This is a genomic window from Paracidovorax konjaci, assembly GCF_900112675.1.
GTDB lineage: Bacteria > Pseudomonadota > Gammaproteobacteria > Burkholderiales > Burkholderiaceae_C > Paracidovorax > Paracidovorax konjaci.
The window spans coordinates 295,739-307,783 of sequence record NZ_FOMQ01000005.1 but is presented as its reverse complement, the minus strand read 5'-3'; the positions used below and the strand labels follow the sequence as shown (position 1 = coordinate 307,783).

General features: G+C 70.4%; 14 protein-coding genes. 7 read left to right on the top strand and 7 right to left on the bottom strand.

Annotated features, from left to right (window positions below; all coding sequences use genetic code 11):
• Positions 1-37: 37 nt before the first annotated feature.
• The 3 genes from BM144_RS09930 to BM144_RS09920 are packed head-to-tail and all read left to right on the top strand — an operon-like array spanning position 38 to position 2,111.
• Positions 38-703, top strand: a complete 666-nt coding sequence (locus tag BM144_RS09930; protein WP_092951671.1) for an energy-coupling factor ABC transporter permease — start codon at positions 38-40, stop codon at positions 701-703.
• A gap of 14 nt (positions 704-717) precedes the next feature.
• Entirely contained in the window at positions 718-1,722 is a 1,005-nt protein-coding gene (gene cobJ / locus BM144_RS09925) for a precorrin-3B C(17)-methyltransferase (protein ID WP_092951669.1), read from the top strand.
• Entirely contained in the window at positions 1,719-2,111 is a 393-nt protein-coding gene (locus tag BM144_RS09920) for a (2Fe-2S) ferredoxin domain-containing protein (RefSeq protein ID WP_092951668.1), read from the top strand. Before cobJ ends, BM144_RS09920 begins: the two co-directional genes overlap by 4 nt.
• Here BM144_RS09920 and BM144_RS09915 read toward each other — a convergent pair.
• Positions 2,108-2,965, bottom strand: coding sequence for a LysR family transcriptional regulator (locus BM144_RS09915; protein WP_245783609.1), 858 nt, complete (start codon positions 2,963-2,965; stop codon positions 2,108-2,110). The two genes, BM144_RS09920 and BM144_RS09915, sit on opposite strands and share 4 nt — an antisense overlap.
• A 192-nt stretch (positions 2,966-3,157) precedes the next feature.
• On the opposite strand from BM144_RS09915, the gene BM144_RS09910 reads away from it, so the two are divergent.
• Positions 3,158-3,598 (top strand): carboxymuconolactone decarboxylase family protein, encoded by a 441-nt coding sequence (locus tag BM144_RS09910; protein ID WP_092951666.1) that lies wholly within the window; start codon positions 3,158-3,160, stop codon positions 3,596-3,598.
• On the opposite strand, the gene BM144_RS09905 is transcribed toward BM144_RS09910, so the two are convergent.
• The 5 genes from BM144_RS09905 to BM144_RS09885 all read right to left on the bottom strand — a co-directional run bounded on the left by BM144_RS09905 (position 3,484) and on the right by BM144_RS09885 (position 5,532).
• Positions 3,484-3,870, bottom strand: coding sequence for an antibiotic biosynthesis monooxygenase family protein (locus BM144_RS09905; RefSeq protein ID WP_139225686.1), 387 nt, complete (start codon positions 3,868-3,870; stop codon positions 3,484-3,486). The two genes, BM144_RS09910 and BM144_RS09905, sit on opposite strands and share 115 nt — an antisense overlap.
• A gap of 49 nt (positions 3,871-3,919) precedes the next feature.
• Entirely contained in the window at positions 3,920-4,228 is a 309-nt protein-coding gene (locus BM144_RS09900) for a hypothetical protein (protein WP_092951664.1), read from the bottom strand.
• Positions 4,229-4,243: 15 nt separating this feature from the next.
• Positions 4,244-4,462, bottom strand: coding sequence for a hypothetical protein (locus tag BM144_RS09895; RefSeq protein WP_092951662.1), 219 nt, complete (start codon positions 4,460-4,462; stop codon positions 4,244-4,246).
• A gap of 130 nt (positions 4,463-4,592) precedes the next feature.
• On the bottom strand, positions 4,593-4,877 hold the full coding sequence (locus BM144_RS09890; RefSeq protein WP_092951660.1) for a hypothetical protein: 285 nt from the start codon (positions 4,875-4,877) through the stop codon (positions 4,593-4,595).
• 25 nt (positions 4,878-4,902) lie between these two features.
• A complete protein-coding gene (locus BM144_RS09885; RefSeq protein WP_092951658.1) occupies positions 4,903-5,532 on the bottom strand; it encodes a flavin reductase family protein in 630 nt (209 codons plus the stop codon).
• 255 nt (positions 5,533-5,787) lie between these two features.
• On the opposite strand from BM144_RS09885, the gene BM144_RS09880 reads away from it, so the two are divergent.
• A complete protein-coding gene (locus BM144_RS09880) occupies positions 5,788-8,862 on the top strand; it encodes a hypothetical protein (protein ID WP_139225685.1) in 3,075 nt (1,024 codons plus the stop codon).
• Here BM144_RS09880 and BM144_RS09875 read toward each other — a convergent pair.
• A complete protein-coding gene (locus tag BM144_RS09875) occupies positions 8,817-9,722 on the bottom strand; it encodes an AraC family transcriptional regulator (protein WP_092951654.1) in 906 nt (301 codons plus the stop codon). The genes BM144_RS09880 and BM144_RS09875 overlap by 46 nt on opposite strands.
• 64 nt (positions 9,723-9,786) lie before the next feature.
• On the opposite strand from BM144_RS09875, the gene BM144_RS09870 reads away from it, so the two are divergent.
• Positions 9,787-11,052 carry an MFS transporter gene (locus tag BM144_RS09870; RefSeq protein WP_092951652.1) on the top strand — a complete coding sequence of 422 codons (1,266 nt, stop codon included), beginning with the start codon at positions 9,787-9,789 and terminating at the stop codon, positions 11,050-11,052.
• A gap of 70 nt (positions 11,053-11,122) precedes the next feature.
• Positions 11,123-12,004, top strand: a complete 882-nt coding sequence (locus BM144_RS09865) for a hypothetical protein (RefSeq protein ID WP_245783608.1) — start codon at positions 11,123-11,125, stop codon at positions 12,002-12,004.
• Positions 12,005-12,045 lie beyond the last annotated feature (41 nt).

Here is a 12,045-nt window from a genome sequence, read left to right as displayed (position 1 = left end):
TCCTTCCTCTTCACGCCACCCTGAAAGGTTCCATCCCATGCATATCGAAATCGGCATCCTCTCGCAGGACAAGATCGCCTATGCCTCCGTCGCCGCGACGGCGCTGCTGGGCGCGCATGCGCTGCCCCTGCTCAAAAGCCCCACCGCCTGGCTGCGCACGCTGTTGGCCGCGTTCTTCTTCAGCGTGCTCATGCAGGTCTGGCACATGCCCGTGGGCCCGTCGGAGCTGCACTTCGTGGGCGCCATGCCCATCTACCTGCTGTTCGGCTTCATCCCCACGCTGTTCGGCTTCGGGCTGGGGCTGCTGGCGCAGGCCCTGGTCTTCGAGCCGCAGGACCTGGCGCACCTGTCCATCAACTTCCTGAGCCTGGCCGTGCCGCTGTTCGCGGTGCACCACGGACTGGGCAAGCGCATGCAGCGCATCAACGTCGCCAACGTACTGAAGCTCGATGCCGTGTACTACGCGGGCGTCACGCTCATGGTCGGCTTCTGGCTGTCGATCAGCAGCGATGCGGCCCCGGTGGCCGACTGGGCACTGTTCGCCGCGTCGTACCTGAGCCTCGTGGCCGTGGAGCCGCTGCTCACCATCGGCATCACCGTCGCGGCCGCCCGCCTGCGCGGGCGCCGCTGGCTGGCTGCCTGCATCGACGAGCGCACGCTGCAGCGCATCGCCGCGCCCGCAACGCCGGCCGCAGCCGCCTGAGGGGACGCACGCACATGTCCGCAGGAAAGATCATGCTCGTGGGCATCGGCCCCGGCAGCACCGACCACATGACCGCGCGCGCCCGCGCCGCCATCGCCGAGGCCGACACCATCATCGGCTACGTCACCTACATCAAGCTGGTGGCCGATCTCATCGAGGGCAAGGAGATCATCCGCAAGTCGATGACCGAGGAGCTGGACCGCGCCATCGAATCGCTGGCCCGCGCCCGCGAGGGCAAGAAGGTCGCGCTCATCTCCTCGGGCGATGCGGGGGTCTACGGCATGGCCGGCCCCACGTTCGAGGTGCTGTTCCAGGCCGGCTGGACGCCGCCCGCCTTCGACGAGAACGGCGTGGTCGAGCCCGGCGGCATCGAGGTCGAGATCGTGCCCGGCGCCTCGGCCCTGAACAGCTGCGCGGCTCGCGTGGGCGCGCCGCTCACGCACGACTTCTGCGCCATCTCGCTGTCGGACCTGCTCACGCCCTGGCCCACCATCGCGCGCCGGCTGGATGCCGCCGCCCTGGCCGATTTCGTGGTCGCGCTCTACAACCCCAAGAGCGGCCGCCGCACGCGGCAGATCGAGGAGGCGCAGCGCCTCTTCCTGCGCCACCGCAGCCCCGACACGCCGGTCGCCATCGTCAAGAGCGCTTACCGCCGCCGCGAGCGCATCGAGTTCGCCACGCTGGCCACCATGTGCGATGCCGACATCGGCATGCTGAGCACCGTGCTCATCGGCAACAGCAACACCATCGTGCAGCACGGCCTCATGGTCACGCCGCGCGGCTATGCCAACAAGTACGACGTGGAAGGCGGCGGCGCCACGCGCGAGGGCGAACGGCCCGGCCGCTCGCTCTCCACCGGGCTGAACGGCTGGCTGGAGAACTTGCAGCTCGACCACGCGGCCGGCGAGAGCATCGAGGCCCTGGCGCTGCGCCACCGCCTGCCGGCCGACTACATCCGCGACACGCTGGCCCAGCCGCTCGCCATCGCCGAGGCCGCCACGACCGAGGAAGAGGCATGACCACCGACGCCCCCGAGAACACCGCCACTGCCGCCGCACCCGAAGGCGTGCGCGTGGCCGTCAAGCCCAAGATCGGCAGCTACCGCCGCCACCTGCTCATCTGCACCGGGCCGCGCTGCGCGCAGGAGGGCCAGGCCCAGGCCCTGTTCGACAGCCTGGGCGAGAAGTTCAAGGCCGCCGGCCTGAACGACGGCGACCTGCGCGTCAAGCGCAGCCGCGTGGGCTGTTTTGCCGCCTGCAAGGGCGGCCCGGTGATGTGCGTGCAGCCCGACGGCACCTGGTACTACGACGTCACGCCCGCCAACATGGACCGCATCATCGAACAGCACCTGGTGGGCGGCCAGCCCGTGGAAGACCTGGTGTTCCACCAGGGGCCTTCGGGGGGCTAGATGGCGGCCTGCGCTGCCAGGGGCGCGTTGCTGGCAGCGCCGAGCAGGGCCCGCACGGCGGGCCGGTCCGGGGGCGTGGCCAGCCCGATGCCCAGCGCCAGCGCATCGCCCTCCACCAGGCGCCGGTAGACCACGCCCGTGCGCCGCAGGCCGGCGAACGAGCCTGCCAGCAGCGCAATGCCCTGTCCGGCCGCCACCCCGGCCAGCAGCACATGGTGTTCGGCAGGCTCGCGCAGTTGGGGCGGCGCGAAGCGGTGCCGCTCGAAGACCTGCCGGCAGTGGTCGTGGAACGCGGGCTGACGGGCACGCTCGAACCAGAAGAGGGGCTCCTCGGCCAGGTCCGCCAGTCGCAACGCCTTTCGCCTGGCCAGCCGGTGCGAGGACGGCAGCGCGGCCACCATGGGCAGGCGGTCCAGTTCCCGCACGTCGAGGCCGCGCGCATCCGTGGGCAGCGCGATGACGGCGGCATCCAGCTTGCCGGCGCGCAGTTGCCGCACCAGCCGGGGCGATGTATCGGACAGCACCGTGACCACCGCGCCCGGATGCCGGGCCCGCACGCGGTCGGCCAGGCCCTGGAACCATGGCGGCTCGGCCGCGCTGGTCAACCCCAGCCGCAGCGTGGGCGGCAAGGCATGGCCCTGGAATGCGGCTTCCGCCTGCCTGAGCAGTTCACCCACGCCGCGCGCATAGGGCACCAGCTTGCGCCCCGCCGCCGTCAGCCCGACGCCGCGCGTGTTGCGGTCGAAGAGCGGCGTGCCCAGCCGCTCCTCCAGTTCGCGGATCGCGCGGCTCAAGGGCGGCTGCGACAGGTGCAGCGCTTCGGCGGCCTGCCGAAAGCTCAGCGCATCGGCCACGGCCAGGAAGAGTGCGAGAGACCGGAGTCCAGGCGTTGGGTCATACCGAAAAGGTATCACCGAATCGGTCATTCCCCCGCGGGCACGGGCTTCCTACAGTCGCGGCCGTTCCAACCTCTTTCCAGGACGAGCCATGCACCCCTTTCCCTTCCATCCACCATCCCCTTGCCTCCGCCGGCCGGGAGCCGCGCGATGAACGGCGGCCCCGCCGACGAATGCCGCGCACGCCATGACCGCGGCATCCGCATGCTCGCCCAGGTGGACGGGCCTGCCGGGCTGGCCGTGGTGGAGCAGCTCGCGCAGTCCTTTCCCGGCTTCGCGCGGCTGCTGGTGGAGTTCCCGTTCGGCGACATCTACGGCCGGCCGGCGCTCGGCCTGCGCGAGCGTGAGCTGGCCACGGTCGCAGCGCTCTGCACCATGGGCCATGCGCTGCCGCAACTGCGCGTGCATGTGCACGCCGCACTGCATGTCGGCTGCACCCCGGCCGAGGTCGTCGAGGTGGTGATGCAGATGGCGGTCTACGCGGGCTTTCCGGCTGCGCTCAACGGGCTGTCGGTGGTGCGCGAGGTGTTCGCCGCGTCGGGCATCGCGCTGCCGCTGCCTGGCGACGAGGCGCCGTCCACCGCCGCATAGTGCAGCACGGTCGGGAACGGCTCGTAGAAGTGGTGCAGCCGCCGCTTCCATTCCTGGTAGCCGGGCGAGCCGCGGAAGCCCTGTTCGTGCGCCTCCAGCGTGTCCCATTCCACCAGCAGCAGGTATTCGCCCGGCCGCTCGATGCAGCGCTCGAGCCGGTGCGACCGGTAGCCGGGCATGGACGCGATGATGCGCTGCGCAACGCGGAATGCGTCTTCGAAGGCCGGTTCCTGGCCGGCGCGCACGTGCAGGGGAGCGGCTTCGAGAATCATCGGGAGCGGTTCCTTGGCGCTGCGGTGTGGTGGCGCGGGAGGGGGCGTCTCAGCGCGGGGATGCCGGCCGGCGCAGCAGCCAGCGCAGGCCCGCCCCCGCCAGGTAGAGCGTCAAGGCCGTGGGGAGGGTGAAGAACGATCCCCACGCGCCCATGAGGAACATCGAATACGCGACGTCGGACAGCCCCGGTGCAGCGGCGCAGTGGATGCCCGAGCCTTCGTTGCCGGCGCAGTCCAGCAGCGTCGCCATGGGCCAGTACACCAGCAGGAGCAGCAGCGGCGCCAGCCCCAGCAGCGCGCACAGCAGGCCGAACCAGCAGCGGCCCAGGAAGGAGGATCGTCGGGGCGAAGTGGACATGGCGTTTGGCCGGCCTTACTTCCTGCCGCCCACGACGAGCAGCAGCCCGCCCACGGCAATGGCACCGATGCCCAGCCACAGCGGAATGTTGACCGTTTCCTTCTCCTTGGCGGAGATTTCCAGCGGCCCGAGCTTCACCACGGTGGTGTCCTTGGTGTAGCTGAAGCCGCCGTAGGCCAGGCCGAGCGCGCCGGCCACGATGAGGGCGATGGCGACGAGGCGGGTTGCGTTCATGGTGGGTTCTCCGGATGGGCGCCAGATGGGGCGGTACAGGGGCGGGAAAGGGCAAAAGCGCTGGGCGCGAGCATAAGCGCTGCCGAGTTGCCCGCGTGCGTTCCGCAGGGGCATGCCGTGGCCTGGAGGCTCAGTCCTTCGGGGGCCGAAGGGGCGGGCGCGCGCCGTGCCGCAGGCGGCGGCTGAGCCGCCAGCCTGCGGCCAGCGAGAGCAGCACGGTGGCCGCAGTCGAGAGCAGCGCGGCCGCCGCCGCCAGTATGCCGAACCCCATGTCCTCCGACAGCTCCCGCCGGTCCACGATGCCGTGGCGGTGCATGTACCAGACGGCCGCCACCTCGCTGGACAGCACGATCGCCACGCAGGCCCCTGCCAGGGCAGCGAGGGCGCAGACGAGCAGCGAGGCGAATGTGCGCATCGGAAAACCGCCGGCACCCATCCGCTCACCGCGGACGGAACATCCGGAACACCTGCTCCGGCCCCACGGTGAAGTAGTCGGCCGGGCCGCCCGCGCGCAGGATGTGCCCGGCGTTCGCGGTGTCGTAGATGCCGTCCTTCAGCAGCGCGGTGTCGATGTGCACGGCGACCACTTCGCCCAGCACCAGCCAGGTGGGCACCTGCTGGCCGTCCGCGCCCTGCAGCTGCACGATCTGCGTGCGGCGGCATTCCATGGTCACCGGGCTTTCGGCCACGCGCGGCGGCGCGACGAGCCGGGAGGGCAGGGGCGTGAGCCCGCCCAGCGTGAATTCATCCACCTCGGGCGGCACGGCCGCGCAGGTCTGGTTCATGGCCTCGGCCAGCGGGCGGGTGGCGAGGTTCCATACGAATTCGCCGGTGGCCTCGATGTTGGCCAGCGTGTCCTTCGCGCCGATGCTGGCGAAACCGACGATCGGCGGCGTGTAGTTGAAGGCGTTGAAGAAGCTGTAGGGCGCGAGGTTCAGGGCGCCCGCCGCGCTGCGGGTGCTGATCCAGCCGATGGGGCGCGGGCCCACGATGGCGTTGAACGGGTCATGCGGCAGGCCATGGCCCTGGCGGGGCTCGTAGCTGTGGAGGGTGCGGGCGGTTGCGGTCATGGGTGCCACGGTACACCGAGAGCGGTGAGTTGCAATGCAATCGCTATATTTTTGATAGCTAACTATTCAATGAAGTAGGCGGCATGGTGGTTAAAACTCTTCCATGCTCTCTGGCGCGGATCGGGAGAGGCGGTAGTTCCATTGGGCGGAATCGTTGGCTTTTGTGTTTTTGTTGCAACCTGACACATTTCGGCGGGGCACTTACGGTGCGAGGCATCTTGCACATCTTTGCTTTCCCAACCCTCGTAACCGCCCATGCCGTCTCTGCTTTCCCCTTGTGTCGTGCGGGCTGCGAAGGCATGTCGCTTCGCACTCCTGCTGGCTTTGCTGTCGGCATGTTCTGGCCTGTTACCTGCGCACGCAGAGGGTAGCCGCACGCTTTATCCGGGCAGCTATCCGACGACGGGCGGAACCTGTGCCAACGCTGCCACCCGGGGCTGCCGAGCCAACCTCGATCTCCAGCCCGGCAATCGCTATGCCAACCGGGTCCAGCGGCGCACTTTCCTGTATGTCTATGCGCAAGCGGGTGAATACCTGCTGCTGGGGTCGAGCAACCGGGCCGCAGGGGGCGACATCCTGGTCTACCGCCCCCAGGATTTCGGCACGCCCGGCGACGAGGCGGTGCCTGCCGGGGCCGATTTCTCCTGTGCGTCCCCCAATGCGCCTGAGGGCAGCTTCGGCGGAGGCAGCCGGGGCCGGATCGCATCGCGTGCCCAAGAACTGGCGGGCCCGCACAGCGCGGATGGCGCGGTCACCGTGGCTGGTGGCTACGTGCCCTGCGCTTACCGTGCCGCGACGACGGGCATCCACGGGGTGCAGTTCACGGGGGCGACCAGCGGCAACACGAATCTGAATGCGGACATCTTCAATCCCTTGGCGAGCACCAGCACGGTGGCGGCCTGGGACGTGACTGTGCGCTCTTCCTCCCGCAGTGTGAGCGACCGCGACGGCCGGCTCTTCACCTATGCCTGGGTGGCCTTCGCTGGCGTGAACAACCGGCCTATCTTCTCGCGACACCATTACGTGACGCTCGACGGATTTCGCTATTCGCAGTCTCTCGCGGGGCTCGATCCGAATGGCTTCGCGCTCTATGCCAACCGCCTGGGTTTCCTGGACGGTGGGCGCCCGCTGTACAAGGGGGTGCGTGGCCGGGACTCGTACGTGGCGGATCTCGCTCCCGGTCTCTCGGCGCAGCGGGCGGAGTTTCCTTTGTTCTTCAGCAGTGTCGATCCTGCGGCACCGCATGCGGCCGAGGTGGACAAGGTTCTGTCTGCCCTGCACATTCCTACCGTGCCCCGTCCGCCCGTGCTGCAGGCCGTGGAGTTCCGGGGCCAGGGCGCGCAAGAGCGCGCCCGCCCGGGTGCGGGCGGTACCTTCCGGATCACGGCCGCCGATGCATCCACCTTCCAGATCGTCGTGAGCCGCGACGGTATCGATTTCAGTGCCGCCAACACCGCCAACGCGGTGCTTGGCGGGATCGCCGGCCAGGGGACGCAGGTGGTGGATTGGGATGGCACCGACACCACGGGCACCCCCTTTCCCGGCAGGGCCCAGCCGTATGCGTACCGCGCCATCGTGCGGGCTGGAGAAATCCATCTGCCGATGATCGACGCCGAAAACAACGGCAACGGCACCAGCCCGGCAACGGCGACCTTCGGCGGCGGCCCTACCGTCACCCGGCTCAATGGTCCGCAGGCCGGCAATACCAGAGTCTTCTTCGATGACCGTGGCTACGTGACCCAGGGCGGGACCCCCGTGGGACAGGTCCACGGCACGCTGTGCCCTGCTGCGCCGCCTCAGGCGCCCCAGCCCGCGCATGCATTGGACGGTGTGGATTCGACACTGGCCTATGGGTCTGCAGCGCGTCTGTATCGCTGGTGGTTGCCGGGGGTCAACGCCAATGGCGACTGCGCCGCCACAGGCGGATGGGGCGATTCCAAGGGCTTGGACCTTTGGGCCTATCTGGACTCGAATGCACTCGAAGGCCGCCTGCAGATCGAGCCGCTGGCCAGTGGCGCAGTGGCCCGTGTGTCCGTACCTGGCAGTGCCCGGCCGGGAGCCCTGGTCCAGGGGCGCTTCGAATTCGCCAACACCGGCACAGCTGCGCTGGGCGGAATGGAATACCAGTTGGCTGCGGGCCAGGGCTGCAACGTGCCCGCGCTGTCTTTCGCCAACCTGCCTGCCGGAGCGTCCGTCGAATGCGTGCCCGGGCAAGGGCCGGGGCTCTATCGCTTTTCCGGTTTCCCCTCCACCCTGGCCGGCGGCGACAGGGTTCAGGGCGCGAATGCCGATGCCCCGATGTCCTTCAGCTACGCCGCCCCGGCATCTGGTGTCGTGGCCGTGGTGGCCTCGGTCAAAGCCATTTCAACGTCCGCCGGTGGCGTTCCCGTGCAGGAAACTGCCAGCGGTCGCACGGCCATCGGCCCAGTGGACGTCCAGGCGCGCGTGACGGTGACGGCCAGCGCATTGCCGGGCGACACCGTATCCGGCAGTGCGTGGTTCGCCAACCTGGGAACGGAGCCCGCGGCGGGATGGACGGTCTCTCTGGCCATCGGCACGCCAGAGCGCAGCTGTCCTTCCGCCGTCGCTTTCACCCGGCTGCCCCAGGGCGTAAGCGTGACAGGCTTCGATTCCGCGACCTGCACGGCGATATTCACGGGCTGGCCAGCTGTGCTGGCAGACGGCCAGTTCCTCTCGCTGGATTTCCGCTTCACTGCTCCGGCGACGGGGCGCGTGGATGTGCGCGCAGCCGTGGACGGCGTGGGCGATGCCGACACGAGCAACAACCGGGCGAGCGCCACCATGGTGGTCAGGACCGTGAACATGGTCGTCAACTTGGAGGGGCTGCCCGGGGTGGCGATGCAGGGCCAGCGCTATTCCGGCACCTTCTCGTGCACCAATACCGGCTTGCTCGACGCCTTGCGCGGCACACGATGCACTGTCGAAAGCGGATTGCCTGCGGGCGTGTCGCTGCGCACCTGTACCCTGAGCCGCACCGGGGCATCCTGGTCCCCGGGGGATCCGATACCCGCGGGCGCCACGGTGGTTTGCCTGGTCGAGGGCGTGCCCATTGCAGGAGTCTCCACTTCTGTGCGGGTTGCCACGGGTGCCGAAGGCAATCCCGAAGGCACGGGTGCTGCGGCCACGCTGGCATTGTTGGTCAGCATCCCGCAGGCCGTACCTGCCCTCGGCCTTTTCGCGTCCGGTCTGCTGACATGCCTGCTGGGCGTCTCGCATGTGATGCGGTGCAGGCGGCGGCCTGCCAAACCGTGTCGACGGCGTTTTCAGCCGCCCGTGCTCGACTGCCCCAGGAACCGCCCCGGGGGCTGACCCACGGTGCGCCGCACCATCGCGCTGAACGCGCTGGGGCTGTAGCCCAGCTCGGCCGCGATCTGGCCCATGGGCTGGCGCGAGGCGGCCAGCGCCACGGCCTTGGCCAGGATCACCTGGTGGCGCCACTGGGTGAAGGTGGAGCGCAGTTCGGTGCGGAAGAGCCGGGCCACGGTGCGCGGGCTGGCCCCGGTGTCGCGCGCCCAGTCGGCCAGCGTCTCGTGGCGCGTGGGGTCGGCCAGCACCGCTTCGCACAGGTGGCGCAGCCGCTTGTCGCGCGGCAGGTCCACCCCCAGGCGCACCACCGGCGCGCGGCGCAGCTCGCTCAGCACCAGCGCGCTCAGGTGGCGCTCGCGCAGCAACGCCTCGCCGGACAGCGGCGGGCCGCCGTCGGGGTCGCAGGGCATCTCGCGCACCACGGAGCGCAGCAGGTCCGACACCTCCAGCACGCGGCATTGCCGCCAGGGGGCCTCGTCGGCGCGCGGCACGCCGGGGCCGTAGCGCCCGCGCGGCTGGTGGATGTAGATGGTGCGCAGGTCCGCGCTTTCCACCATGGTCACCGCGTGTTCCACGCCGGGCGGAATCCACAGCGCGCGCGAGGGCGGCACGATGTAGGTGCCCTGGGCCACCGTGAGGCGGACCACGCCCGTGGTGGACACGGCCACCTGCGCCCAGGGGTGGCTGTGCGGCAGCACCTGCGTGTCGGCGAAGAGATGGCGGTTCTTGGCGCGCACCGGCCGGGTCGCGTTGGGCACGAACAGGTGCGGCGTGAGCGAATCCACGTACGAAAGCGGGCGCCTCGCCCGGGCGGGCGGGCCCTGCCGGGGCGCTGCAGGATCGGAAAGTGCGGGGCTTGGCATGGTCGCGACAATCTTTGGCCGGCTATCGTAATCCGGACGCAGGGCCGGTTCTTAAAATCGCCGCATGACCTCGATCAACGCCCCCACCGCGACGCTGCGGCAGGACGCCCGCACCATCGGCCTCATCGGCCTGGCGCACGGCTCCTCGCATTTCTTCCACCTGCTGCTGCCGCCGCTGTTCCCGTTCCTCATCGCGGAGTTCGGCTACAGCTATTCGGAGCTGGGGCTGCTGGTGTCGGTATTCTTCGTCATCTCGGGCGTGGGGCAGGCGCTGTCGGGCTTCATCGTGGACCGCGTGGGTGCGCGGCCCGTGATGTTCTTTGCGCTGTCGAGCTTCGTGGCGGCGGGCCTGGTGGCCAGCACGGCCACCGGCTATGCCGGGCTCATGGCGGCTGCGGCGCTCGCGGGCCTGGGCAATGCGCCCTTCCACCCGGTGGACTTCACCATCCTCAACAAGCGCGTGTCGGCGCAGCGGCTGGGCCACGGCTTCTCGGTGCATGGCATCTCGGGCAACCTGGGCTGGGCCACCGCGCCGGTGTTCATGGCGGGCATCACCGCGGCCACGGGCTCGTGGCGCACGGCCTGCCTCTGCGGCGGCCTGCTGGCGCTGGTCGTGCTGGGCGTGATGGTCTGGAACCGCGACGCGCTCGACGACCGGCAGGGGGCGGGTGCGGCGTCCGCCGGCAAGGCGTCGGCAGCTACGGCCGCGCCGGCGCCCGAGCACCCGATGGCCTTCCTCAGGCTGCCGTCGGTGTGGCTGTGCTTCTCGTTCTTCTTCTGGACCACCTGCTCGCTGAGCGTGATCCAGAGCTTCGCCAGCCCCACGCTGCAGAAGATGTATGGCCTGCCGCTGTCGCAAACCTCCATGGTGGTCACGGGCTACATGCTGTGCGGCGCCGCGGGCATGGTCGTGGGCGGCTTCCTGGCGGGCCGCGTGGCGCGCCTGGAGCGCACCATCACCGCGTGCCTGCTGGCCACGGCCGCGCTGCTGGTGATCGCCGGCACCGGCGTGCTGCCGGGCATGGCCGCCATGGTGTTCGTGGCGCTGGCCGGCGTCGGCACCGGGCTGGCGGGCCCCTCGCGCGACATGCTCATCAAGCGCGCTGCGCCCCCCGGCGCCACGGGCCGCGTGTACGGCACCGTGTACTCGGGCCTGGACCTCGGCTTCAGCGTGGCCGCTCCGGTCTTCGGCGCCATGCTGGATGCGGGCATGACCTCCGGCATCTTCTACGGATCGGCCGCGGCCCTGGTGCTGGGCGTGGCCTCGGCGGGCGTGGTCGGCATCGGCGTGGCGGCCAGAGCGCGCACGCAGCGCGTGGCGGCGGCATGAGCCAGATGAGCACCGGCCGCGGCAGCATCCATGGCCTGCCACCAGGGGGCGCGGCGCGTTGCCGGGTGTGGTGATCGAGCTGCAGGACGGCGAGTGCCTGCGCATCGTGGTCCGGCCGCGCCTGCAGGCGGCGGCGATGCTGCTGGCCGGCATCGGCCTGGCCCTGCTCCCGGTGGCCGCGGCGCTGCTCGTGGCGGGCCGCCCGGAAGCCCTGGCGCGCGTGGCCGCGGCCGGGCCCTGGGCACTGGCGGTGTTCGCGCTCTGGGGCGTGCTGATCGGTGGCGCGGGGATCGCTCTCGTGCGCTTTGCGCCGCGCAGCCGCGATGGCACCGGTGAGGCACTGCGCCACTTCTGGGGTGCGCCGAGCGTGCGCGATGCCGGCGTCATCCTGCAGCGCATCGACGCCGTGCGGGTGCAGCGCCTCCCGCGTGGCCGGGGGCTGGTGCTGCGCGAGGAACTGGCGGTGCGCGACCGGCACTCCGGCCTACGCGTGATCGCCTGGGTGCCCGTGCGGAGGGCGGGCGCGCCTTCTCCGCTGGATGAGGCCGCCCGCGCGGTCGGCGCCTTGCTGGGCGTGCCCGTGGTCCGCGCGGGCGAGCCCCTGCCACGCCTGCCCCGGGCCCGCAGGCTGCAGCAGCGCGGTCTGCCGAAGGTGGCCGAGCCGCCGGTGGACGTGCCGGGGCTGCGCTGGCCCGGGCGGTGCATGGCGGTCGCGGGTGCGGCACTGGCCGGCCTGTTCGCGGCCTTCCTGGCGCTGCAGTGCCTCGGCGCATTGCAGACCGGCCACCTCGTCGCCTACGGCAAATGGGGCGGCGCGCGGCAATACGACTGGAACCGCGGACCCGGGCTGTTCATCTTCCAGCTCGTGGTCACGGCGGGGACGTCGGGGCTGTGCATGCTGATGGCAGGGGTGGGCGCGTGGTTCGCCTTCGCACGCAAGCCGAAGGTCTAGCCCTAGCCGGCGAAGTACAAGCATTTCATGGGGTTGCCAGA